The 21313-nt window shown below is 61.1% G+C and carries 25 protein-coding genes; 9 read left to right on the top strand and 16 right to left on the bottom strand.

All coding sequences use genetic code 11. The annotated features are described in order from the left end of the window. A complete protein-coding gene (locus CYD26_RS00880; protein WP_102051579.1) occupies nt 1-687 on the bottom strand; it encodes a GNAT family N-acetyltransferase in 687 nt (228 codons plus the stop codon). A 138-nt stretch (nt 688-825) separates the two neighbouring features. Beyond that, nucleotides 826-3003 (bottom strand): bifunctional diguanylate cyclase/phosphodiesterase, encoded by a 2178-nt coding sequence (locus tag CYD26_RS00875; protein WP_102051578.1) that lies wholly within the window; start codon nt 3001-3003, stop codon nt 826-828. Between the two features lie 258 nt (nt 3004-3261). On the opposite strand from CYD26_RS00875, the gene CYD26_RS00870 reads away from it, so the two are divergent. Next, nucleotides 3262-4440 carry a DUF1624 domain-containing protein gene (locus tag CYD26_RS00870; RefSeq protein ID WP_102051577.1) on the top strand — a complete coding sequence of 393 codons (1179 nt, stop codon included), beginning with the start codon at nt 3262-3264 and terminating at the stop codon, nt 4438-4440. Nucleotides 4441-4492: 52 nt separating this feature from the next. On the opposite strand, the gene CYD26_RS00865 is transcribed toward CYD26_RS00870, so the two are convergent. The 5 genes from CYD26_RS00865 to CYD26_RS00845 all read right to left on the bottom strand — a co-directional run bounded on the left by CYD26_RS00865 (nt 4493) and on the right by CYD26_RS00845 (nt 8148). After that, complete coding sequence (locus CYD26_RS00865) at nt 4493-4780, bottom strand: hypothetical protein (protein WP_065757632.1); 288 nt, start codon at nt 4778-4780, stop codon at nt 4493-4495. 140 nt (nt 4781-4920) lie between these two features. After that, the gene (gene phnE, locus CYD26_RS00860; protein WP_102051576.1) at nt 4921-5688 is read right to left on the bottom strand and encodes a phosphonate ABC transporter, permease protein PhnE; all 768 of its coding nucleotides are present in this window, start codon (nt 5686-5688) and stop codon (nt 4921-4923) included. After that, on the bottom strand, nt 5685-6512 hold the full coding sequence (locus tag CYD26_RS00855; protein WP_099775053.1) for an ABC transporter permease: 828 nt from the start codon (nt 6510-6512) through the stop codon (nt 5685-5687). The genes phnE and CYD26_RS00855 overlap by 4 nt, the downstream gene beginning before the upstream one ends. Next, entirely contained in the window at nt 6506-7300 is a 795-nt protein-coding gene (locus CYD26_RS00850) for a phosphonate ABC transporter ATP-binding protein (RefSeq protein ID WP_102051575.1), read from the bottom strand. The genes CYD26_RS00855 and CYD26_RS00850 overlap by 7 nt, the downstream gene beginning before the upstream one ends. Beyond that, a complete protein-coding gene (locus CYD26_RS00845) occupies nt 7297-8148 on the bottom strand; it encodes a putative selenate ABC transporter substrate-binding protein (protein ID WP_065757636.1) in 852 nt (283 codons plus the stop codon). The genes CYD26_RS00850 and CYD26_RS00845 overlap by 4 nt, the downstream gene beginning before the upstream one ends. Nucleotides 8149-8266: 118 nt before the next feature. Between CYD26_RS00845 and selD the strand changes: the two genes are divergently transcribed. Together selD and mnmH are read left to right on the top strand one after the other, a co-directional pair. Beyond that, nucleotides 8267-9301 carry a selenide, water dikinase SelD gene (gene selD, locus CYD26_RS00840; protein ID WP_102051574.1) on the top strand — a complete coding sequence of 345 codons (1035 nt, stop codon included), beginning with the start codon at nt 8267-8269 and terminating at the stop codon, nt 9299-9301. Beyond that, nucleotides 9301-10404, top strand: a complete 1104-nt coding sequence (gene mnmH / locus CYD26_RS00835; protein ID WP_102051573.1) for a tRNA 2-selenouridine(34) synthase MnmH — start codon at nt 9301-9303, stop codon at nt 10402-10404. Before selD ends, mnmH begins: the two co-directional genes overlap by 1 nt. A gap of 20 nt (nt 10405-10424) precedes the next feature. Here mnmH and CYD26_RS00830 read toward each other — a convergent pair whose 3' ends face one another. Then, nucleotides 10425-10700, bottom strand: a complete 276-nt coding sequence (locus CYD26_RS00830) for a metal/formaldehyde-sensitive transcriptional repressor (protein ID WP_065757639.1) — start codon at nt 10698-10700, stop codon at nt 10425-10427. A 68-nt stretch (nt 10701-10768) separates the two neighbouring features. On the opposite strand from CYD26_RS00830, the gene dmeF reads away from it, so the two are divergent. Beyond that, a complete protein-coding gene (dmeF, locus tag CYD26_RS00825) occupies nt 10769-11722 on the top strand; it encodes a CDF family Co(II)/Ni(II) efflux transporter DmeF (RefSeq protein WP_099775058.1) in 954 nt (317 codons plus the stop codon). Between the two features lie 66 nt (nt 11723-11788). On the opposite strand, the gene CYD26_RS00820 is transcribed toward dmeF, so the two are convergent. The 5 genes from CYD26_RS00820 to CYD26_RS00800 form a co-directional block, all read right to left on the bottom strand. Continuing rightward, the gene (locus tag CYD26_RS00820; protein WP_102051572.1) at nt 11789-12097 is read right to left on the bottom strand and encodes a putative quinol monooxygenase; all 309 of its coding nucleotides are present in this window, start codon (nt 12095-12097) and stop codon (nt 11789-11791) included. Nucleotides 12098-12142: 45 nt separating this feature from the next. Further along, on the bottom strand, nt 12143-13243 hold the full coding sequence (locus CYD26_RS00815) for an NADH:flavin oxidoreductase/NADH oxidase (protein ID WP_102051571.1): 1101 nt from the start codon (nt 13241-13243) through the stop codon (nt 12143-12145). Between the two features lie 80 nt (nt 13244-13323). Beyond that, nucleotides 13324-13998, bottom strand: a complete 675-nt coding sequence (locus CYD26_RS00810) for a type 1 glutamine amidotransferase domain-containing protein (protein ID WP_065757643.1) — start codon at nt 13996-13998, stop codon at nt 13324-13326. A gap of 132 nt (nt 13999-14130) precedes the next feature. Beyond that, nucleotides 14131-14883, bottom strand: a complete 753-nt coding sequence (locus tag CYD26_RS00805) for an anti-sigma factor (protein ID WP_065757644.1) — start codon at nt 14881-14883, stop codon at nt 14131-14133. Further along, nucleotides 14880-15389, bottom strand: coding sequence for a sigma-70 family RNA polymerase sigma factor (locus CYD26_RS00800; protein ID WP_102051570.1), 510 nt, complete (start codon nt 15387-15389; stop codon nt 14880-14882). Before CYD26_RS00800 ends, CYD26_RS00805 begins: the two co-directional genes overlap by 4 nt. Nucleotides 15390-15519: 130 nt before the next feature. Between CYD26_RS00800 and CYD26_RS00795 the strand changes: the two genes are divergently transcribed. The 3 genes from CYD26_RS00795 (at nt 15520) to CYD26_RS00785 (ending at nt 17700) form a co-directional block, all read left to right on the top strand. Continuing rightward, entirely contained in the window at nt 15520-16566 is a 1047-nt protein-coding gene (locus tag CYD26_RS00795; RefSeq protein WP_102051569.1) for a catalase family peroxidase, read from the top strand. Then, nucleotides 16563-17084, top strand: a complete 522-nt coding sequence (locus CYD26_RS00790) for a cytochrome b (protein WP_099775062.1) — start codon at nt 16563-16565, stop codon at nt 17082-17084. The genes CYD26_RS00795 and CYD26_RS00790 overlap by 4 nt, the downstream gene beginning before the upstream one ends. Before the next feature lie 67 nt (nt 17085-17151). Further along, complete coding sequence (locus CYD26_RS00785; RefSeq protein ID WP_065757648.1) at nt 17152-17700, top strand: cupin domain-containing protein; 549 nt, start codon at nt 17152-17154, stop codon at nt 17698-17700. A gap of 132 nt (nt 17701-17832) precedes the next feature. Here CYD26_RS00785 and CYD26_RS00780 read toward each other — a convergent pair whose 3' ends face one another. After that, on the bottom strand, nt 17833-19323 hold the full coding sequence (locus tag CYD26_RS00780; RefSeq protein WP_102051649.1) for a DASS family sodium-coupled anion symporter: 1491 nt from the start codon (nt 19321-19323) through the stop codon (nt 17833-17835). 370 nt (nt 19324-19693) lie between these two features. Here CYD26_RS00780 and CYD26_RS00775 point away from each other — a divergent pair, with 370 nt between their 5' ends. After that, nucleotides 19694-20023: a hypothetical protein gene (locus CYD26_RS00775; RefSeq protein WP_102051648.1), complete on the top strand. Its 330-nt coding sequence runs from the start codon at nt 19694-19696 to the stop codon at nt 20021-20023. A gap of 107 nt (nt 20024-20130) precedes the next feature. Next, the gene (locus CYD26_RS00770; protein WP_065757649.1) at nt 20131-20553 is read left to right on the top strand and encodes a group II truncated hemoglobin; all 423 of its coding nucleotides are present in this window, start codon (nt 20131-20133) and stop codon (nt 20551-20553) included. On the opposite strand, the gene CYD26_RS00765 is transcribed toward CYD26_RS00770, so the two are convergent. Then, nucleotides 20550-20852, bottom strand: a complete 303-nt coding sequence (locus CYD26_RS00765; protein WP_065757650.1) for a hypothetical protein — start codon at nt 20850-20852, stop codon at nt 20550-20552. The two genes, CYD26_RS00770 and CYD26_RS00765, sit on opposite strands and share 4 nt — an antisense overlap. A gap of 182 nt (nt 20853-21034) precedes the next feature. Then, a complete protein-coding gene (locus CYD26_RS00760) occupies nt 21035-21229 on the bottom strand; it encodes a hypothetical protein (RefSeq protein ID WP_065757651.1) in 195 nt (64 codons plus the stop codon). Between the last annotated feature and the right edge of the window lie 84 nt (nt 21230-21313).

The raw sequence follows: 21313 nt of genomic DNA, 5'->3' as shown, positions 1-21313 counted from the left end.
TTATACGGATATCCCGGCCTGCTGCACAAAGGCACGCGCCTGGCGGGTCAGTTGATCGAGGTGCCGGTCACGCTGCTTTTCCGCTTCCACCATCGCTTTCTTGCCCTGTTGCTGAAGCAGATAGGTGTGTATCTGGCGTACCTCCACGGAACGGTAAATCGGCGCTACATCCAGCACCGCCACATGCCCGTGGGTGCTGTGGTCACGGGTGTTCATCAGTACTTGCGGGCCACGCACGCCGATGACCTGAAACCCCATCGACTCAAAGCACGGCACTTTAGCGGTAAAGCACGCCAACTCGGCATGTGGGTAGCGACTCAGCATGACCTGCACCATCGCCCGGGCAATCCCCTGACGCCGGTGGCTGAGCGGCACGGCCATATAGGCGACCGAGCACGCCTCGGGATCACCCGTCGCGGGCAGGTACAGCAGAAAGCCGACAACCGTTGCCGGGTCGTCGGCATCCAGGGCCACGATCAGCTCGACAGGCATTCCCCTGGAACCGTCCATCGCCTCTAGATAAAGATGAACCTCGTAGCCAACGCCGTATTGGTAAAGCCGGTAGAGCGGGTTGCTCGGCGCAATGGCCACCGCGCTGATGTCCGTGACGTAATCGACGACCATCTGCATGATCTGGCTTCTGATCGCCTCGGGGGGTGGGCTTTCAAGGCGGGTGACAGTGAACATTGCGTTTCGAACTCCGGGACTAAGGCATGCCCATGGCCTGAGACGTTGGCGCTGGGCGCCGACATGATAACCCGTCTTTACGCCGCTGACCTGCTGCACGGCTCACCGATGATGAGGGGAACCAGAGCAAACCCACGCTCAACCGCGCAGGCGCCCTGCCAGTGCCGGTATCACTATCGCTGGCACCGGGCGTGCCAACAGGTACCCCTGGCCCAGCTCGCAGCCCAGCCGTAGCAGTTCGTCGGCGGTGCATTGATCTTCGATACCTTCGGCCAGGGTTTCCAGCCCCAGCGAGCGCGCCATCTGGATGATCGCTTCGACGATGGCGTGGCCATCGGCGGCGCTGGTCATACCGCGCACAAAGGACTGGTCGATCTTGAGCGTGTCTACCGGCAGCCGACGCAAGTACGCCAGCGAGGAATAGCCGGTGCCGAAATCGTCGATAGACAGCTTGATGCCATAGGATTTAAGGCTGATCAGCGTCGCCAGTACCTGCTCAGTGTCTTCGATCAGGCTCGACTCCGTCAGCTCCAGTTCCAGTGCCGACGCTGGCAAGCCGGCATCGCTCAGCGCCTGCTTGATTACCGCTTCCAGCGAATGGTGGTGCAGTTGCACGGGCGACAGGTTGACCGCGACCCTTGGAATATCCAGCCCACTGGCCCGCCATTGTGCGGCCTGCCGACAGGCCTGCTGGATAATCCAGTCGCCCATTGGCACGATCAACCCGCTTTCTTCAGCCGCAGTAATGAAACGGTCTGGCGAGATCAGCCCTTGGGTTGGATGCTCCCAGCGTACCAGCGCTTCGGCACCGACAATACGACCGCTGCCGAGTTCGAACTGCAACTGGTAATGCAGCGTCAACTCATGCTGGTCGATGGCCTGGCGCAGGCTGTTGAGCAGTTGCAGGCGCTCACTGACCTCCAGGTTCATGGCAGCGCTGTAGAAGCGCCAGGTCTTGCGGCCGGCCTGCTTGGCCTTGTACATGGCTGTTTCAGCATTACGCAGCAATTCAGCCGGTGCTTCGCCATCGTGAGGGGCCAGGGCGACGCCGATAGACACTGAGGTTGAGATTGCCTGCCCGGCAATCCGGAAGGGCGCAGCCAGCAGGTCGAGAATGGTTTGCGGTACCTTGGCAATGTCATCGGCATTCACCGGGCCAGTCAGCAGTACAGCAAACTCATCACCACCATAGCGACACACGGTAGCCGTCGCTGGCAACCCTTCACGCAAGCGCTCACCTATTGCCCGCAGCAAATCATCGCCGTGGGCGTGGCCCAGGGAATCGTTGACCAGCTTGAACGCATCGACATCCAGAAAGAGCAAGACGACCGGGTGGTCGTCACCCCGCATACTGACCAGCGCCTGCAGCGTCCGGTCTTGCAGCAATGCCAGATTAGGCAGGCCGGTCAGCGTATCGTAGAACGACATGACCTCGATGCGCTTCTCGGCAGCCTGGCGGTCGGCGATTTCTACAGCAAGACGCTCGTAGGGTTCGCGCACGCTTGAAACAAAAACAATGCGGTAGATCAGGCAGTACGAGAGGACCTTGTACAGGTGCCCGGTCAGGCTGTAGAGCCCGTTGACGTTGTGATAGGCGGTGAAGCACAGCTCCGCAAGAATGGAGATCAGCGCGGCGGCCAGCAGGCCATTAGCGTCGAAGGAATGGTTATACCGCGCCTGCCAAAAGCGCGCTGCTGCAATGGCCAGCAAGCCGATGATGGCCCACTCCATGGCGATCTTGAACGGTGTGAGACCGCTGCCCTCAATGAAGGTACTCGGCCAGACTTCGGGAAAAAACAGACCGAGGACATAAACCATCGCCACCATCGTCAATGCCGCAAGCAGCATTGGCAAGCGCGGAGTACGGCTGGTCAACGGACGCCATGGGCGAATCGAGATCAGCAATAATGTCGCTGCGATCAGTAGACGCGACACCAACCAGAAATCAATCGCTTTTTCAGGGGACGCCGGGGTAACGAACATGGGCATGCCCTTGTAGGACAGCACATGGGCGAGATCAAGCAGCGCAATAGAGAGAAACGCACAACCGAGCAGCAACAGGTTACTGGGCTGCCCTGCCCGGTAGCTATGCCAGGTAACCGCAAACACCAGTACCGCGACCGTGATCGCAAAGATCTCACAAATCGCGTGCACCGCCACCGGGAACCAGTCGGCACTGCCATGCACGGCCGGCGGCGCAAACCATATGGCGAGCAGCGCAACGCCGAGGACAACGACCATGGTCAGGTGGTTGCTGTCACGAGGCTGACGGTCTGTAGCAGGGAGTGTCGGAGAAGAACTGCTCGGATAGGTCATAGGCACAATCAGGCTGTGTTTCCGATAGCAGCATGGATACCGTCAGCTGCGGGCGGTCGCCATTGTATAAGGCGGCCTGAGCTAAAACCATATTTAAAATGGGTTTACTGGCGCCCTTCAAGGCCATGAAGCCGCGTAAATCAAGGCACGTACGTCCCAATAGTGCGAAAACCCGGCGAGGTAAAGATTTTTATTCTCATAGGCAATGTTATAGAGTAACCAGATAAATGCCTAACAACCCCGCATTGCGAACGACCCATGACCCCTGCTCCTGCTCCTGCTCACACCACGACCACTGCCACTGCCAACCGGTTGCTCTCGATTGATGCCTTGAGGGGGCTGGTCATGCTCTTCATGTTGCTGGACCACGTCCGGGAGACCTTCCTGCTCCATCGACAAGTGTCCGACCCGATGGACATAACGGTGACAGAGCCTGCGCTGTTCGTCAGCCGGACCCTGGCCCACCTGTGTGCGCCTGTGTTTGTCTTGCTGACCGGGCTGTCGGCTTACCTGTTCGGTGAAAAGTACGCCGGTAAAGGCGATGTGAGCGGTTTTCTGTTCAAGCGTGGGCTGTTTCTGCTGGTACTGGAGTTCACCCTGGTCAACTTCGCCTGGACGTTCCAGTTGCCACCCACGGTTATCTACCTGCAGGTCATCTGGGCGATTGGCCTGAGCATGATCGCCTTGTCAGCCCTGGTCTGGCTGCCGCGGCAGATACTGCTGGGTTTGAGCCTGCTGATCATTGTCGGCCACAACCTGCTCGACCCGCTGCACTTCCCGGATGGGACGGCGCTGCACGTGCCGTGGGCGATTTTGCATGATCGCGGCTGGATCGAGCTGTCGGATACCCTGCGGCTGCGCACCTCTTATCCCGTGCTGCCGTGGATTGGCGTCATCGGCCTGGGCTATGCCATCGGCCCCTGGTTCGCACGCAGTGCAACGCCGGCTGCACGCCAACGCAAACTGCTAGGCTGGGCAAGCCTCGGTTTAATTGGCTTTGTTGTCTTGCGCCTGCTCAATGGCTACGGCGAACGCCCCTGGACGGCCGGCGAGGCTCCGTTGCATACGTTGATGAGCTTCTTCAACATCACCAAGTACCCGCCATCCCTGCTCTTCCTTGCCCTGACCCTGAGCCTTGGCCTGTTGCTGCTGCTAACGTTCGAGCGCCTCCAGAAACACAAGGCCATCGGCCCTTTGAGCGTGCTCGGGTCGGCGCCAATGTTCTTCTACCTGCTGCATCTGTACGCGCTGAAAGGGCTGTATGTGCTCGCCGTGGCGCTGTTTGGGCTGAACCAGGGGGACTATTTCGGGTTCGATGGCATCTGGGCCATCTGGTTGACCGCCGGGGTGCTGGCGGTGGTGCTATACCCTGCCGTACGCTGGTTTGCGACCTTGAAGGCTCAACGCCGCGATATTGCCTGGCTCAAGTATTTCTAGCGGCCATTGCACAGCATCGCCATGGTCGGCCCACGGCGATGCCGAGGCGGTATTAAACCAGCAATTGCGGATCGATCATGTCGCACTCAAAGGCCAGCCAGCCGCCATTCGGTTCGGCATGGCCGTTAACAATCGGGCCGTAGTAGGACAGCCCGTTCTTAAGGGTAATGCACACATGCGTCGGTGCATCCGGCGCCGCCAACTGGCCGGTGAAATGCACCTTCTTCAGGTTGTCCGTCACTGCTTCCAGGCCAATGGCTACGTTTTCATTGTCGACCGCCTCGACCTCTCCCGCGCTTTGCTCAGCGCTGACGGTCACGGTGGCTGTGTCTTGGTACATGCTTGAACTCCATCGGCAGGGCATTCGGCACAGTGCCGCGCCAAAAAGACACTAGGGTAAGCCAGTGACGGCATTAGCTGAAGCGCCTACGCGAAAACATTTAGCCGCGACACGGCCAAGGCGACGGAGAACACCCTACATCAGTTGAGCACCCAACGCTGGCGAATGCGGTCACTCACCGCGTCGACGATCAACACCAGCGCCAGCATGGCGATGATCACGGTGCTGGCCCGCGACTCCTGGAACAGGCTGAGCGTCATGTACAGCATCTGGCCCAGCCCTCCGGCACCGACGAAACCCAGTACCGCAGCCATGCGGATGTTGTTTTCCCAGCGGTACAGGGTGTAGGCCAACAGTTGCGGCCAAAGGTTGGGCAGCATGCCGTAGCAGAACGCCGAAACCTGGCTGCCGCCCTGCAAGCGAATGGCCTGGGCCGCTGCAGTGGGTGTGTTCTCGAAGGCTTCAGCATACAGCCGGCCCAGCACACCCGCCGTGTGCAAGGCCAGCGCCAGGGTACCGGCATTTGGCCCAAGCCCTGCGGCCAATACCATCAACACTGCCCAGACCAGTTCGGGTATCGCCCGCAAGGCATTGAGCAGCAGCCGGGCGAGCCCACGCAGGGCCCCGCCAAACAATCCGGCCGCAGGCAATGCCAGAAGCAGGCCCAGCACACCCGCCAACAATGTACCTACACCCGAAATGGCCAGTGTTTCCAGCGCCCCCCGCGCCACGGCCTGCAGGTGCTCACGGCTGGTATCAGGGCTGAGGAAACGCGCCGCGTACTCCCCCATCTTGCCCAAACCACCCTCACCCACCAGCGCCCACAGATCCAGGCTCAAGTAAGCAAACGACGACACGATCGCGGCCAATACCGCAAACAGCACCAGCAGGTTGATCAGGCGCCTCATGCCAGCCTCCTGCGCAGCAAGCCACTGAGTTGATCGGCCAGCCAGACCAGCACCAGGAACGTCAGCAACATGCTGGCCACTTCCGCGCCAGCAAACATGCGCATCGACAAATCGATCTGCTGGCCCAGCCCGCCGGCACCAACAAACCCCATCACCACCGAAGCCCGAATCGCGCATTCCCAGCGGTAGATGGTGTACGACACCAGCTCTGTACCCGCACAGGGCAAAATACCGTAGAAAAAGGCCCCAAGACGCGTGCTGCCAGCTTGCAGCAACGCATGGGCAGGTCGCTGATCGACCGACTCGAAAATCTCCGCATAGACTTTGCCCAACATGCCGCTGTAGGTAATGGCGATGGCCAGCACGCCCGCGGTCGGCCCCAGGCCCACGGCCCTTACGAAGAGCAACGCCCAGACGATTTCCGGCACACTGCGCAGGAACACCATGAGCGCACGTACCGGCCAGCGCAGTGCCACAGCCAAGGCACTGGGGCGCCCGCCCCGCGAGGCTGCGGACAACGACAACGCGCGGCTGGCCAGCAGGCTGGCCGGGACCGCCAGGAGCAAGGCCAGGGTCATGCCCGCCGTGGCAACGGCGAGGGTTTGCAGCGTGGCGCCCCATAGCAACTCAAGGAACGCCTGGTCATGAGCCGGCGGCCAGAAAGCGCTGACGAAGCTGCCGATCTGACGACGGCTGTCGGCCTGAAACAACACCCCGAGGTCGAGTTCGCTCAGGTGCAGCCCCGGCCAGAGCAGTGCCAGCGCCAGCAGGGTCAGCAACAGCCGTGGCGCGGTTGCCGGGTCGCGCAGGTCACGACTCAGCATCGGGGAATCTGCAGGGTCAGCGGCGCAACGGGCTGAACCGGCGACGTCAGTTGCTCATTGGCGTACAAGGCATCAAGCAAGTCCTCGGTCACTTCAGTCGCCGGCTTGTCAAACACCAGACGGCCTTCACGAATGCCGATCACTCGCGCGAAGTGGGCCAATGCCAGGTCTACCGCATGCAGGCTGGCGACCAGGGTAATACCCCGTACGCTGGCGTAGCTGCACAGGGTCGCCAGGCTATGCGCAGCGAGCACCGGGTCCATCGCCGAGACCGGCTCATCGGCCAGCAGCAGGTCCGGCTGCTGGTACAGCACCCGGGCGATGCCAACTCGCTGCAATTGCCCGCCGGAGAGTTGTTGGCACTGCACGAACAGTTTGTCCGCCAGGTCCAGGCTCGACAGCACGGCGCGCGCGCCGGCCACATCGACGGGCCGCAACAGGCTGAGCAGCCCACGCAGGGTCCCCCACTGCCCCAGCCGGCCGGCCAGTACGGTGGTGACCACCCGCTGACGCGGCGGCAAGGGTGGCACCTGATGAATCAGCCCCAGGCGTGTACGCAGCTTTTGCCTCAGCCGCGCCGAAAGGTGCCAGGGCCGCTGGCCGAGCACCTCCAGCTCGCCGCTGCCTGGTTTGATGGCGGTGGCGATCAGGTGCAGCAAGCTCGACTTGCCAGCACCCGAGGGGCCAATAATCGCCACCTGCTCGCCGGCCTCGATGGTCAGGTTCAGGTCACGCAGCGCTTGCAGCGCACCATGGTTGAGGCAGGCCCCGGTCAGTCGGATCGTCATTTCAGCAGTTCAGCAGCCCGAGCGGCCTCTTCAATACCCGCATAGTTCTCCGGGCGCGTTTCGATGAAACGGGTAGCCGCCTGCAGATCAAGAATGGCCTTGTGCTCGGGGTTGGCCGGATCAAGGGCCAGGAACGCCGCCTTGATCTTCTGCGCCAGCGCCGGGTCAAGGCTGCCACGCACGGTCCAGTTGTAGTCGAAGTACGTAGGCGTCGTGGCGAACACGTGTACCTTGCTGGTATCGACCTTGCCAGCGGCCACCAGTTTGTCCCACACACTGGCGTTGAGCACACCGCCGTCGACCTTGCCCGCCTGCACCCAGGCAGCCGTGGCGTCATGGGCACCGGAATACGCTACGCGACTGAAGAAGGTTTCTGGCTTGATACCGTCCTTGAGCATGAAGTAACGCGGCATCAGGCTACCGGAGGTGGACGATACCGAGCCAAAGGCAAAGGTCTTGCCCTTGAGATCAGACAACTGTTTGACCTGCGGGTCGGCCGTGATGAATTTGCTGGTGAACCGGGCATCCTGCTCGCGCTGTACCAGCGGCGTGGCGCCAGGGCTTTTCAGGTGAACCTGAACGAAGGTGAAACCGCCAAGCCAGGCGAGGTCCAGACGGTCACTGGCCAAAGCCTCGACGACCGCCGGGTAGTCGGCCACCGGCACAAACTCCACCTTCATGCCCAATTGCTGCTCAAGATAAGCGCCCAGCGGCTTGAACTTGCGCAGCAGCTCGGTTGGGGCTTCATCGGGAATCGCGCTGACGCGCAAGGTTTCAGTGGCCTGAGCCAGAAAAGCGGAACCACTCAGTACCAGGCCGGCAAGCAGTGCCAAGGTGTTTTTGAGCATGGGAGTTCTCCGGTTCGACAGCGCAATAGGTAGGGCTTACAGGTGCCGAATTATAGGAGTTAGCAGCACAAAGACCAGCTTTGCTAGAATCCGGCGCTATAACTCCTTGAGGTGTGACATGAGCGAACCCATTCGCCTGACCCAGTACAGCCACGGTGCCGGCTGCGGTTGCAAGATTTCCCCCAAGGTGCTGGACGTGATCCTGGCCGGTAGCGGCGCCCAGCATCTGGACCCGAAACTCTGGGTCGGCAATGCCTCACGCGATGACGCCGCCGTCTACGCACTCGATGACGAGCGCGGCGTGGTCTCGACCACCGATTTCTTTATGCCGATTGTCGATGACCCCTATGATTTCGGCCGTATTGCCGCCACCAACGCCATCAGCGATATCTACGCGATGGGTGGCGACCCACTGATGGCCATCGCGATTCTCGGCTGGCCAGTGAACCTGCTGCCCGCAGAAGTGGCCCGCGAAGTGATCCGTGGTGGCCGCGCCGTATGCGATGCCGCAGGCATTCCCTTGGCCGGTGGCCACTCCATTGATGCACCCGAGCCGATTTTCGGCCTGGCCGTCACCGGCGTGGTCGAAAAACGCCACATGAAACGCAACGACACCGCCACACAGGGCTGCCGCCTCTACCTGAGCAAGCCGCTGGGGATTGGCATCCTCACCACGGCAGAAAAGAAAGCCCGGTTGCGCGAGGAAGACAAACACCTGGCCCGAGACTGGATGTGCACACTGAACACACCCGGCAGCCGTTTCGGCAAGTTGCCAGGTGTTCAGGCAATGACCGACGTTACCGGTTTCGGCCTGCTCGGCCACCTTGTGGAAATGGCCGACGGCAGCAACCTGACCGCACGCATCACCTACAGCGCCGTACCGCGCCTGCCCGGGGTCGATTACTACCTGGCCGAAGGCTGTGTGCCTGGCGGCACTCAACGCAACTTCGACAGTTACGGCGAGAAGATCGCAGCCCTGAGTGATGAACAGAAAAACCTGCTCTGCGATCCGCAGACCAGCGGCGGCCTCTTAGTTGCGGTAAGCCCCGAGGGTGAAGCCGAATTCCTGTCTGTAGCCGCCGAACTGGGCCTGACACTGGCCCCGATCGGTGAGCTGGTCGAGCGACAGCGACACGCGGTAGAGGTGTTGTAATGGCTGATAACACCCACGACTACCGCACACTGTTTATCGATAATGTGCCGCTGATGGACGTTCGCGCCCCCGTTGAATTCAACAAAGGTGCCTTTCCCGGTGTAGTCAACCTGCCGTTGATGAATGATCAGGAACGTCAGCGAGTCGGCACCTGCTACAAGCAACGCGGCCAGCAGGCGGCCATTGAACTGGGTCACCAACTCGTCTGCGGTGCTACCAAGGACGAGCGCATTGCCGCCTGGGCTGCCTTTGCCCGGGCCAATCCAAACGGATACCTGTACTGCTTTCGCGGCGGGCTGCGCTCACAGATCACCCAGCAGTGGCTCAAGGACGAGGCCGGTATCGACTACCCGCGTGTAGTCGGTGGCTACAAGGCAATGCGCACCTTCCTCCTTGAGACCACCCAGCAGGCCGTGGCGCAGTGCGATTTCGTCCTGGTCGGCGGCCTCACCGGCACCGGCAAGACCGAGGTGATCCATGCCTTGCGCAACGCCATCGACCTGGAGGGGCTGGCCAACCACCGTGGTTCCAGCTTCGGCAAGCGCGCTACCGGCCAGCCGGCACAGATTGACTTTGAAAACCGCCTGGCCATCGACCTGCTGAAAAAGCGTGATGCCGGTATCGAACAGTTCGTACTCGAGGACGAGAGCCGTCTGGTCGGCAGCTGCAACCTGCCCCTGGAGCTCTACCAGGGCATGCAGCAATACCCTATGGTCTGGCTCGAAGACAGCCTGGAACACCGTATCGAACGCATCCTTCAGGACTACGTCACGGGCCTGTGTGCCGAGTTCATCGCTGTCCACGGCGAGGAGACGGGGTTCGCACAGTATGCCCAGCGCTTGCAAAACAGCATGGCGAACATCCAGAAACGCCTGGGTGGCGAGCGCTACAAGCGTTTCTCGACCCTGCTGCAGGACGCGCTCGATGAGCAGCAACGCAGTGCTCAGGTTGACTTGCACCGCGGCTGGATCGCAGGCCTGCTGAACGAGTATTACGACCCGATGTACGCCTTCCAGCGCGCCAGCAAGGGCGAACGGGTTGAATTCGTTGGCGAACAACAGGCCGTCATCGAGTACCTGCAACAGCGCATGGCACGCCACTAAGCGCTATCAATCGCCCTGCACTACTTCAGATAAGACCTGAGCAGAGCGGCAATCTGGTCGACTTCGGCTTGCCGCTGCTGCGCAGTCAAATCCTCTGCTCCTAGGTGCTCACGAATGTGACCCTCCATCACCTCGGTCATCAAGCCATTGACGGCACCGCGAATGGCCGCGATCTGCTGCAGGATCGCGATGCAGTCAGTGTCCTGCTCCAGTGCCGTTTCCAGTGCCGTTGCCTGCCCTTTGATCCGGCGAACCCGGGTCAGCAGTTGCTTCTTGCCTTTGGTTGTGTGTGCCATTGCATTCTCGCCAATTAGTATACTGGGGTATAGTATGCGAACCCCCTGATATCCCGAGCATGATACCCATGAATTCACTGGCCTCCGAGTACCGGCATTCCCATGTCTTCGACGAAGGGAATCCGCTGGCGGAAAAAAAGACCCGCTGGGCCCTGGGTTTGACCCTGGTGATGATGGTCGCAGAGATCTGCGGCGGCTGGTTGTCCAACTCGATGGCGCTGCTTGCCGACGGCTGGCACATGAGTTCACACGCTCTGGCGCTGGGCTTGTCGGTGTTTGCCTATCGCGCGGCCCGGCAGTTGGCCAACGACGGGCGCTTCGCCTTTGGTACCTGGAAAATCGAGATACTGGGTGGCTACTCGAGCGCCATCGTGCTACTGGGTATCGCGGGCTTGATGCTGTTCCAGTCCGTGGAGCGACTGTTCAGCCCCAGCCCGATCCATTATGACGAAGCCATCGCGATTGCCATTGTTGGGTTGGCGGTGAACCTGGCCTGCGCCTGGCTGCTCAAGGACGATCACTCGCATCATCACGATCACCACCACGGGCACGCTCATGAAGGGCATGGACATGGGCATGACCACCACCATCACGACCTGAACCTGCGCTCAGCCTACCTGCACGTCATTGCCGATGCGGCGACTTCGGTGCTGGCAATCATCGCCCTGATCGGCGGCAAACTCTGGGGCGCGGTATGGCTGGACCCATTGATCGGAATTGTCGGCGCTGCAATGGTTGCGATCTGGGCCGTAGGCTTGCTGCGCGAAACCGGGCGCGTGCTGCTGGATGCCGAGATGGACGCGCCAGTCGTCGAAGAAATCCGCGAGGTGATCGAGCAGTTCCCCATCCAGGCGGAAATCGCCGACCTGCATGTCTGGCGTGTTGGTAAAGGAAAGTACGCCTGTATCCTCTCCCTCGTCAGCCACGGCTCATTCAACGCCGATGCCGTGCGCCGGCGGTTGAGTATTCACGAAGAACTGGTACACATTACGGTAGAGGTGAATCAGCCCCGCGCGGCGTGATCCACCTCTACGACAACGACAGCCCTGCGTATCACCCGCTAGCGGTGTCGGGCATCAGGACGGGCTTCAGGCGCGGGGCTTCTGCGCCTGATCCAGAGCGCGTAGCACCTGGACTTCCGGGGGTGTCGCCAGCCAGCCGCTGATGCGACTGCGGTAGGCCTGAAAATGCGCGCTGTCACGGTGAGCCTCCAGTGCTGCCTGGTCGGCATAGGTCTCGAACAACGAGAACCCGGCGCCACCGTCAAGGTCCGCAAACAGGTCATAGCACAGGTTACCCGGCTCTTGGCGGGTAGCGGCGACCATCGTGCGCAGCTCCGCCTCAACCTGTGCCTGGTGCTCCGGCAACGCGACTACACGGGCAATGACGTGAATCATCAATACAGTCCTCTCTGCAATATTCAGTGCTGAAGGTCGGCCAGTCTACTGGCTGACCTGATAGCGTTCCAGCCAGTGGGCGTAGGGCGTGGGCAGCACCCAGGAAGGGCGTTCTACCTGCAGTTGCAGTGCCGCCTGGTAAGGCCAATTGGGGTTGGCCAGGTGAGCGCGACCCACCATCACCAGATCCATCTGCCCCTCGGCCAGGGTAGCTTGCGCGATTGTCGGATTGTCGATGCCCCACGCAGCAGCCACCGGCAGTTCCGCTTCACGACGCACGCGCTCGGCAATCGGCGCAAGGAACGCTGGCCCCCATGGAATAGAGACGTCCGGCACAGTGAAACCCACGCTGACACTGAGCAGGTCCAGCCCACCCCGGCGAAATGCCTTGGCCAGCTCGATGGACTCTTCCAGCGTCGCCTCGTCGCGACCGTCATATTCAATGACACCGAAACGCGCGGTCAGCGGCAGGTGCTCCGGCCAGACTTCTCGAACCTGCGCCAGGGTTTCAAGCAGGAAGCGGCTACGGTTTTCAAAGCTGCCACCGTAGGCATCATCGCGCTGGTTGCTATGGCTGGAAAAGAAGCTCTGGCCCAGGTAACCATGAGCAAAATGCAGCTCCAGCCACTCAAAACCGGCCGCCAGGGCACGGCGTGCCGCCGCCACGAAGTCAGCGCGAACACGGGCAATGTCTTCTAGGGTCATGGCCTTTGGGGTTTTCGGCAGATGAGCACCGAAAGGAATCGCCGAGGGTGCCAGGGTGTCCCAACCACGGGCATCCTCTGCGCCAATGTGATCGTCGCCTTCCCACGGACGGTTGGCACTGGCCTTGCGACCGGCATGAGCGATCTGAATACCCGGTACGGCACCGGCGCGCTTGATCGCAGAGGCGACCTCAGCCAAAGCGTCGGCCTGGGCATCGTTCCAGATGCCGGCACAACTCGGGGTAATGCGCCCTTCCGGTGAAACAGCGGTGGCCTCGACAATGACCAGGCCGGCACCACCACGCGCAAGGCTGGTGTAGTGCGCCAGGTGCCAGTCATTGATCAAGCCGTCAGTGGCGGTGTATTGGCACATCGGCGGGACGGCAATGCGGTTGCGCAAGGTCACGCCCTTGAGCTGGAACGGGGTAAAGAGTGCGGACATGTAATCAACTCGTCTGATGCTGAAACGAAGAGAAGGCAGGCTGAACAGCGCCTGCCTCAGGGGCAGCCGGGTGGCCAGCCTTAGAGCAACTTGAGCAAGGCGTGGGCGGTGGCATCGGAGGACGCTGGGTTCTGCCCGGTTACAAGCAGGCCGTCGACGACCACATGGCTGTGCCAGTCCTCGGCACGGCTGTACACCCCACCATGGCCTTTGAGCATGTCTTCAACCAGAAAAGGCACCACATCCGTCAAGTTGACAGCCGCTTCTTCGGTGTTACTGAAACCCGTCACCTGCTTGCCCTTGACCAAAGGCGCACCGTTGGCATCCACAGTGTGGCGCAGCACCGCCGGTGCGTGGCAGACCGCACCAACGGGCTTGCCCAGTGCCTGGAAACGTTCAATCAAGGCGATCGAGCGCGGGTCTTCAGCAAGGTCCCAGAGCGGACCATGACCACCGGGGTAAAACAGTGCATCGAAATCATCGGCGTTGACCTGAGCCAAGGTCAGGGTGCTGGCCAGGGCCTTGCGTGCAGCCTCATCGGCCTGGAAGCGTTCAGTGGCGGCAGTCTGCGCGCCGGGATCGTCGCTCTTGGGGTCGATCGGCGGCTGGCCGCCCTTGGGCGAGGCCAGGGTGACCTGCGCCCCTGCATCGAGAAATGCGTAGTAAGGGGCTGCGAACTCTTCCAGCCAGAAGCCGGTCTTGTGGCCTGTATTACCCAGGGTGTCGTGGGACGTGAGCACCATCAAAATGTTCATCGGGTTCTCCTGCTATGGCCGCGGGGCCAGTGATGAGTCAGTGCCGAGGATCTTAGAGCGGGACTCGGGATTCGATAAATCGAACGCAGTGATTTACGGTATTCGATTAATGAATAGCAGGTAGCACCCGTGCTACAGGGCGGTGCCCAGTACCTGGCGCAACTGCGCGCCACGCGCATCGGCAACGTCACTGATCAATGCATAGTTATAGTCACCGCGAGACCAGTAGCGCGCCTGCAGTTCGCCCTCGGTGCGCTCACCACTGGGCATCCGCACATAACGCTCACTGGGAGAACGCAGGAACAGGCTGACACGCTCACCGTTTCGGTCCTGGAACAGCAGCAGCGCGGCCGGGCCCTGCTCATTGCTCAGCAACCGTGCCCCTACCGGAGTAAACCCATAGGCCGAGAGGTCCGGCAGATTGCCGGCATGCCTGAAGTGCTGGCCCAACCAGGCCTGCAGTTGCTCTGGGGTGTTTACCGACAAGTCCAGTGAGGATGCATAGGCGAACAGCCGGTGCGCCTGCACGGCGTCGGCCATCGGCGGGTTGCCAGCCATCAGGTTGACCTCCCGCGCCTGCCAGCCACCCAGCCCCCCTACACCCAACGCGACCAGCAGCATCGCAGCACTGGCCCAGCGGCGCTGGCGACGCTGACGCAGGTCGCGGCGAACCCAGGCCGGGTCGAGACGCGGGTTAGGCGCTTGTTCGATTTGCCCCGCCAGGGCAGCACGCAAACGCCGGGCATCGGCACGCCAGGCATCAAGCTCGGCGGCCCGCTGCGGATGTGCCGCCAGGTACCTGTCTACCTCACGTCGGCGTTCGGGCAGCAACCGATCATCGACGTAAGCCTGTAATTCCTCTTCGGATGGGATCAACCGACTCATTTCAACCTCCGCAACCCAGGGGGCAACGGCGTGCCCTCGGTCAGTTCTCGCAGTGCTGCACGGGCCCGCGACAAACGCGACATCACCGTGCCAATCGGTACATCCAGGGCCTGCGCGGCCTCCTTGTAGCTCATGCCTTCAACACTCACCATCATCAACAAGGCGCGCTGCTCCGCCGAAAGCCTGGCAAAGGCAGCCAGGCCAGACTGAGCCTCGACAATGTCCTCGGTATTGTTCCCGGCCTCTTCGGCCCGCCCGAACCAGCTCAGCCAGCGCATATGGCGGCGCTCTCGACGCTTGCTGTCGAGAAACTGCCGGTAAAGGATCGAGAACAGCCAGGCACGCAAGCTCGCAGGATCACGCTGCTGCGCGCCCCGGCTCAATGCTCGCTCCACCGTTGCCTGCACCAGGTCGTCGGCGCTGGTGCCCTCGCGGGTCAACCACAAGGCGAAACGGCGCAGCCGCTGAAGCATCTCGCGTAGTTGGTCGTCATCCAGTTCGTTCATCGAGTGATCCGTGATCGTCGTGCAGTCAGTGTACGAGGCAGACGGCCGACCGCGAATTTTATTCCAGGCCAATGGAATAAAACTTCAGCGGGTGCGTCCTACCCGCTCATTTACTGACCTGGATAGCATCATGAGCACTCCGATAAACGGTCGCGCCCGCACGCTGCGCCTGACTGCCATCGGCCTAGGCGTCGCTGCACTGGGCGCAGGCTTTGCCTTTACCGCCGGCTGGATCGGCCCGGACCGGTTGACACCGAAACGTATCGTCGACACCTTCGAAGCTCAGGCCGGGCACTACCCTGGCTACCGGAAAAACCACGCCAAAGGCCTGTGCGTCAGCGGCTACTTTGAAAGCAGCGGCCAGGCCGCCGAACTCTCAAGCGCTCGGGTGTTTGCCCAGCCAAGGGTACCGGTTATTGGCCGCTTCGCCATCGGCGGCGCCAACCCGCATAGCGCCGATGCCAGCGTCGCCACTCGCAGCCTGGCCGTGGAATTCACCAGCGATGATGGACAACGCTGGCGCAGTGGCATGAATACCCCGCCGGTACTGGCAGTGAACACCATCGAGGGTTTCTACGAACAGGTGCTAGCAATGACGCCGGTACCCGCCACCGGTAAACCCGACCCGGCAAGGTTGCAGGCCTTCTTTGCCGCACACCCGGAAAGCGCGGCCTTTCGCCAGTGGGTCAAGGACTATAAGCCCTCCGACAGCTTTGCCAGTTCGGCTTACCACAGCATCAACGCCTTTCGCCTGATCGACGCCAAGGGCACCCCGCATTACGTGCGCTGGAAACTACAGCCACTGACCCCGTTCAGTGCATTACCGGCCCAGGTGGAAGACCCGAATTACCTGCAGAATGACCTGCGCAAACGCCTGACCGAAGGCCCCTTGCGCTGGAACCTGCTGTTGACCCTGGCCGAGCCGGGCGATGCAGTCGACGATCCCGCTCAACCCTGGCCTGAGCAACGGCGGCAAGTCAACGCGGGCACCGTGGTCATTGAGCAGGTCGATGCGGCCGAGCAAGGCGCCTGCCGTGACCTGAACTTCGACCCGCTGATTCTGCCAACCGGCATTGAACCGTCTGCTGATCCGATTCTTGCCGCCCGCTCGGCCGCCTACTCGGAATCCTTCAACCGCCGCAGCCGCGAAGCGGCCCATTCAGGAGTACAACCATGAACCCCTCCTTCCATCCCCTGCTGCGCGGGCTGCACTGGCTGATGGCTCTGCTGATCCTAAGCATGCTGTTCATCGGTGTAGGCATGATCAGTGACCTGTCACCGCGGCACACCCTGTTGGTCAGCGTACACAAGCTGGTGGGGCTGGCCCTTCTGGTCTTGGTATTGATCCGTATCGGCGTACGCGTGTGCGTTGGCAGCCCCGCGTTGCCGAGCGACCTGCCACCGGCGCAACGCTGGGCAGCCAAGGCATCGCACCTGGTGCTCTACGGGATGATGCTGGCCATGCCGCTGCTCGGCTGGGGCATGCTTTCGGCGGGAGGTTATCCATTACCCCTGCAGTTACCCGCACTGCTGCCTCAGGATATCCGCGTCTACGCCGTCCTTCGCCAGGCGCATGGCTGGCTCGCCTACCTGCTCTTCGCGACCGTGTTGTTGCACTTGGCGGCGGCGTTGGTGCACGGCTTGATCCGCCGTGACGGCGTGTTACGCAGCATGTGGTCGGGACGTGTCAATTGAGCGTGCGCTACTGAGGGCCCGAGTGTGCTTTAATGCGTCGCCATTTATTTTTGACACTAAGGCAGCTATGGATACGGGGACACGACTCAGACTGGTGCGTGAACGCAACAAGCTCTCGCAACGGGAACTGGCCAGACGCAGCGGCTTGACCAACTCGACGATCTCGCAGATCGAGCAAAACCGCGTCAGCCCGTCGGTCAGTTCCCTGAAGAAACTGCTCGAAGGCATCCCGATGTCGCTGGCAGAGTTTTTCAGCTTCGATGAACCGCCGCGCCAGGAACGCTTCGTGTTCCGCTCCAACGAACAACCCGACCTGGGCAATAGCGGCCTGCGCCTGTTGCTGGTCGGCGCCAGCGTGGAAGGTCGGCAAATGCGTATGCTGCGCGAACTGTATGCACCCGGCGCAGACTCCGGTGAAGAGCCGATCGTGCATACCGAGGGCGAGGAATGCGGCCTGGTTACCCGTGGCACCATCGAATTGCGCGTCGATGGCCAGGTCAGCGTGCTCAATTCCGGTGACGGTTACTACTTCCCCACCACCCTGCCCCACAGCTTCAAGAACATCGGCCCGGATGAAGCCGAAATCATCAGCGCCAACACCCCGGCGAACTTCTGACGGGCAAGCGCCTGCGAGCGTGAGCCTGCCTGCAAAGGTGTTGACTGGGTGTCAGTGAGTTCGCGGTGTGTGCATCACTGGCACGCCAGTTCCCACACGGTGGCGACACCACCGCGAAGTCTCACCCTGTTTTCACATCCAGCCCAGCCAGTGCCACCAGGTCGCCGCGAATACCAGCATCAGCAGGTAGCCGATCAGGGTAATCACCACACCGACCCGCGCAAACTGCCTGGCATTGAAGGTTTCGGTACCCAGGCAGACCATGTTCTGCGGCGCGTTGATCGGCAAGATGAAGCCATAACTGACGACAAACCCCAACGCCATGGTCATCCCCAGGCGACTGAAGTCGCCCGGCAGCGTCTGCAGCACGGCAATCAGAATGGGCAGCAGCGCCGAGGTCAGTGCGGTGGCACTGGCGAAGCCGAGGTGGATAAGGATCAGGAACGCCGCAAGAATCGAGAACACCCCCAATGTACCGAGTTGGTCCAGGCCGGTATGGGCCACGACCTGCTGCCCCAGCCACTGCCCGGCCTGCGTCGTGAGCAAGGTAGTGCCCAGGCTGATCCCGACACCGAAGACAATCACCGTGCCCCACGGAATGCGCGACTGCACATCTTTCCAGGTCATCACGCCAAAGCGCGGCAGCAACAGCAAGACCAGCCCGGCGTAGGTGGTCGAGGTCGTGTCAAAGCGATGCAACTTGCCTTCGGTGGCCCAGGCCAGCAGCAACAGGACCGAAACGCCTAACAAGCGTTTCTGCGCAGACGTCATCGGCCCCAATGCGGCCAACTGATCCGCCACCGCCGCCTTGCCACCGGGAATGCTGTCGCTCTCTGGTGGAAGCATTTTCAGTACCACGACGATCAGCACCAACGACATGAGCACCGCCCAGGGCGCACCGGCGATCAGCCAGTCAATCCAAGACACTCGCCCGCCGAGCATCTTGTCCATGAAGCCCACTGTCAGCAGGTTCTGTGCCGCTGCGGTCTGGATACCGATGTTCCAGATACTGGTGCCCTGCGCAACGATAATCATGATCCCGGCGGCGATGTTTGAGCGCTTGTCGACGCCAAAGGCCGCAATCACCCCCATCATGATCGGCACCACACAGGCACTGCGCGCCGTCGCGCTGGGCACTACCAGGCTAAGCAATACCGTGACTGCGACGGCGCCCAAGAGGATGCGCCGGGTGCTGACACCAACACTGGACAAGGTCACCAGTGCGATACGCCGGTCCAGCCCGGTGTGGGTCATGGCCGCTGCAATGAACAAGGCGCCAACCACCAGCGCCAGCGCTGCGTTGGAGAACCCGGTCAAGGCCATGGTGATCCCGGCGGACGAACCGTACGTCACCGAGGGATCGGCCAGGGTCGGTGCCGTGCCAAGCAAGAACGCCATAAGCGAAGTGATCATGATGGCGCTGGCTTCGTACGACACCGCTTCAGTGATCCAGATGACCACGGCAAATGCGAGGATCGCCAAGACCCGCTGCCCCGCCACAGGCAAGTCAGCCGGCAATGGCAGCAACAGCACCGCAATCAAGGCCGCAATACCGACCATAAGGCCCAATGGCAGCGAAGCCTTGGCGGTTTCTGAAGAAGGCGCGGAGGCCGGTGAATGCATGAGGATCTCCCTGAAAGGCATGTGCCGGTCATGATCCACCATCCCGATGACACCTGCGCTGATGCGGATCAATAAGCCCGGGGCCGGTATTGTCGGACAATATGTAGTGAAGATAAAAAAACACTACAAACCCTATTGACGCCGTTCATCGCCGCTTGCATGATGCAGACGTCTCCCCGATCGGGAGCGCTGGCAAGGGTGTTCCAGACGGCTCAACGGATCCAAGAGCTGTCGCTGGATGGGTACTGCCCAAAAGGCAGAAAGTAGAAGCCCCCTGTTGTGACGCTGCTGTAGCAGCTTTCTGTCAACGCTACATGATTGGCGCCAAGCAATAACTCAACAATTAATGGTGGTTAAGGGGGCTTTAATGATGAACTTGAACAATCAACCTACTATTGACGAATTGGCCCGGCTGTTCGCAGCACGCAAGGACAGTCTCGACAGCCACATTCTCTGGGTCTGCGACTCGGGCGAAGTTCGCATCGACAAGGTCTCGCCGCTGGCTGACGAAGAAGAGTTCGAGCAACGCAACCCGAACATGCGTGCCCGCTTCAAGATGTACCGCCGTGGCCATGGCTACGTCGGCAAGAAGGCCGCTGCCGATACCCACTTCATCGGTAACGTACTGCAGACCCTGCAACATGAATGGGCCGCCGTACAAAACCAGCCTGGCGTACGCTTGATCGACCGTTACAGCTGATCAAGCCGTTGCCGTGAGAAAGCTCGGCCTGAAAAGGTCGGGCTTTTTTCGTTCAAGGCGGCGCCGGCTCTGGCTACAATGACGCTTTGAGCTCATGAGTCCTGCGGATGAACAAACCTGCATTCGGTACCGGAGATGCGTCCTACCAAGCCGCTGGCGGCATTGATGGCCTGCGCCGACTGGTCGACGATTTCTATCGATTGATGGACGAACGCCCGGAAGCTGCACTCATTCGACGCATGCACCCGCAAGATCTGAGCATGGCCCGGGACAAACTGGCCTGTTTTCTCAGCGGCTGGCTGGGTGGCCCACGGCTGTTCAGCGAGCGTTATGGGCCCATCTCGATCCCGGCATTCCATGCCCAGTGGCCGATCGATGAAACCCATAGCGCCCAGTGGCTTGAGTGCATGGCACAGGCCATTGCCTTGCAACCCTACGACGCGGACTTTGCCGAATACCTGCTAACGCAGTTACGCGTGCCAGCCCAACGCATTGTCCAGGCCAGCCACAATCGCCACGGCACGCCCTAGGCCTGGCGCCGTAAGGTTTGGGTTTCAATCGCTATCGCGCCCGTGGCCAAGGCCCGGGCCCGATCGACCCCCCACACCAACGCCCGGGTCATGCTTTCGCAAGGCCGGTTCGCGTAGTACTCCTCGACCAACGCCTTGCCGTTGCGGGCATAGATACCCACGAACAACTGTGTAGCGCCAGTACGTGAAAGGCGGGTTTTCACATCAATACTGATGCCGTCGCTGAGTTTTTCATCATGGCTACGGCAGCTCAATTGCCGGTCTGCCCAGCGCCAATAAGTCGCTTCCCTGATACGCATTGAGGTCCTCCTCGATTGAATCGCACCTAGTAAGACACACAAGTGTTACAGCCGCGAGACCAACTGCTCAGGCGTTTGAGCGAGATCAATCAATCAGAAAAAATACCTTGCTCAACAGGCTGTTACCGACAAAAGGCATTAAAAAGCCCCTCATGCAGACGGGGCTATTTTTGACGTGTTCGTTAACGCTTCGGTACCACAACCCTGGGCACGAACTTGGCCAGACGACGCCGCTGCTGGCTGACAGGCGGGTTCAGGCCTGACGCATCGTCGGCAGTCATGTTGGCGAAGCCGAGCCTGACTGCCGCCTGGCCACAGCGGACCCGGCTATTGATTGGAAACTCGTCCCCATCGTCTTCAATGTAAGGATCACTCATCCTTGCGCCCCCCCTCCTGCGATAGACCGCTACCGGTAACCCATCGATTACCTGAAAATACCGGCCATCAACAGAAACTTAGAC

The organism is Pseudomonas sp. FFUP_PS_473 (assembly GCF_002858665.1).
GTDB classification, from domain to species: Bacteria; Pseudomonadota; Gammaproteobacteria; order Pseudomonadales; family Pseudomonadaceae; genus Aquipseudomonas; species Aquipseudomonas defluvii.
The sequence above is the reverse complement of the archived record's forward strand: the minus strand, read 5'-3'. Positions and strand labels throughout refer to the sequence as shown.

Excerpts from the sequence above, each read along its gene's own strand:
- CYD26_RS00880 (WP_102051579.1), bottom strand. The coding sequence starts at position 687 with ATGTTCACTGTCACCCGCCTTGAAAGCCCACCCCCCGAGGCGATCAGA.
- CYD26_RS00875 (WP_102051578.1), bottom strand. The coding sequence starts at position 3,003 with ATGACCTATCCGAGCAGTTCTTCTCCGACACTCCCTGCTACAGACCGT.
- CYD26_RS00870 (WP_102051577.1), top strand. The coding sequence starts at position 3,262 with ATGACCCCTGCTCCTGCTCCTGCTCACACCACGACCACTGCCACTGCC.
- CYD26_RS00865 (WP_065757632.1), bottom strand. The coding sequence starts at position 4,780 with ATGTACCAAGACACAGCCACCGTGACCGTCAGCGCTGAGCAAAGCGCG.
- phnE (WP_102051576.1), bottom strand. The coding sequence starts at position 5,688 with ATGAGGCGCCTGATCAACCTGCTGGTGCTGTTTGCGGTATTGGCCGCG.
- CYD26_RS00855 (WP_099775053.1), bottom strand. The coding sequence starts at position 6,512 with ATGCTGAGTCGTGACCTGCGCGACCCGGCAACCGCGCCACGGCTGTTG.
- CYD26_RS00850 (WP_102051575.1), bottom strand. The coding sequence starts at position 7,300 with ATGACGATCCGACTGACCGGGGCCTGCCTCAACCATGGTGCGCTGCAA.
- CYD26_RS00845 (WP_065757636.1), bottom strand. The coding sequence starts at position 8,148 with ATGCTCAAAAACACCTTGGCACTGCTTGCCGGCCTGGTACTGAGTGGT.
- selD (WP_102051574.1), top strand. The coding sequence starts at position 8,267 with ATGAGCGAACCCATTCGCCTGACCCAGTACAGCCACGGTGCCGGCTGC.
- mnmH (WP_102051573.1), top strand. The coding sequence starts at position 9,301 with ATGGCTGATAACACCCACGACTACCGCACACTGTTTATCGATAATGTG.
- CYD26_RS00830 (WP_065757639.1), bottom strand. The coding sequence starts at position 10,700 with ATGGCACACACAACCAAAGGCAAGAAGCAACTGCTGACCCGGGTTCGC.
- dmeF (WP_099775058.1), top strand. The coding sequence starts at position 10,769 with ATGAATTCACTGGCCTCCGAGTACCGGCATTCCCATGTCTTCGACGAA.
- CYD26_RS00820 (WP_102051572.1), bottom strand. The coding sequence starts at position 12,097 with ATGATTCACGTCATTGCCCGTGTAGTCGCGTTGCCGGAGCACCAGGCA.
- CYD26_RS00815 (WP_102051571.1), bottom strand. The coding sequence starts at position 13,243 with ATGTCCGCACTCTTTACCCCGTTCCAGCTCAAGGGCGTGACCTTGCGC.
- CYD26_RS00810 (WP_065757643.1), bottom strand. The coding sequence starts at position 13,998 with ATGAACATTTTGATGGTGCTCACGTCCCACGACACCCTGGGTAATACA.
- CYD26_RS00805 (WP_065757644.1), bottom strand. The coding sequence starts at position 14,883 with ATGAGTCGGTTGATCCCATCCGAAGAGGAATTACAGGCTTACGTCGAT.
- CYD26_RS00800 (WP_102051570.1), bottom strand. The coding sequence starts at position 15,389 with ATGAACGAACTGGATGACGACCAACTACGCGAGATGCTTCAGCGGCTG.
- CYD26_RS00795 (WP_102051569.1), top strand. The coding sequence starts at position 15,520 with ATGAGCACTCCGATAAACGGTCGCGCCCGCACGCTGCGCCTGACTGCC.
- CYD26_RS00790 (WP_099775062.1), top strand. The coding sequence starts at position 16,563 with ATGAACCCCTCCTTCCATCCCCTGCTGCGCGGGCTGCACTGGCTGATG.
- CYD26_RS00785 (WP_065757648.1), top strand. The coding sequence starts at position 17,152 with ATGGATACGGGGACACGACTCAGACTGGTGCGTGAACGCAACAAGCTC.
- CYD26_RS00780 (WP_102051649.1), bottom strand. The coding sequence starts at position 19,323 with ATGCATTCACCGGCCTCCGCGCCTTCTTCAGAAACCGCCAAGGCTTCG.
- CYD26_RS00775 (WP_102051648.1), top strand. The coding sequence starts at position 19,694 with ATGAACTTGAACAATCAACCTACTATTGACGAATTGGCCCGGCTGTTC.
- CYD26_RS00770 (WP_065757649.1), top strand. The coding sequence starts at position 20,131 with ATGAACAAACCTGCATTCGGTACCGGAGATGCGTCCTACCAAGCCGCT.
- CYD26_RS00765 (WP_065757650.1), bottom strand. The coding sequence starts at position 20,852 with ATGCGTATCAGGGAAGCGACTTATTGGCGCTGGGCAGACCGGCAATTG.
- CYD26_RS00760 (WP_065757651.1), bottom strand. The coding sequence starts at position 21,229 with ATGAGTGATCCTTACATTGAAGACGATGGGGACGAGTTTCCAATCAAT.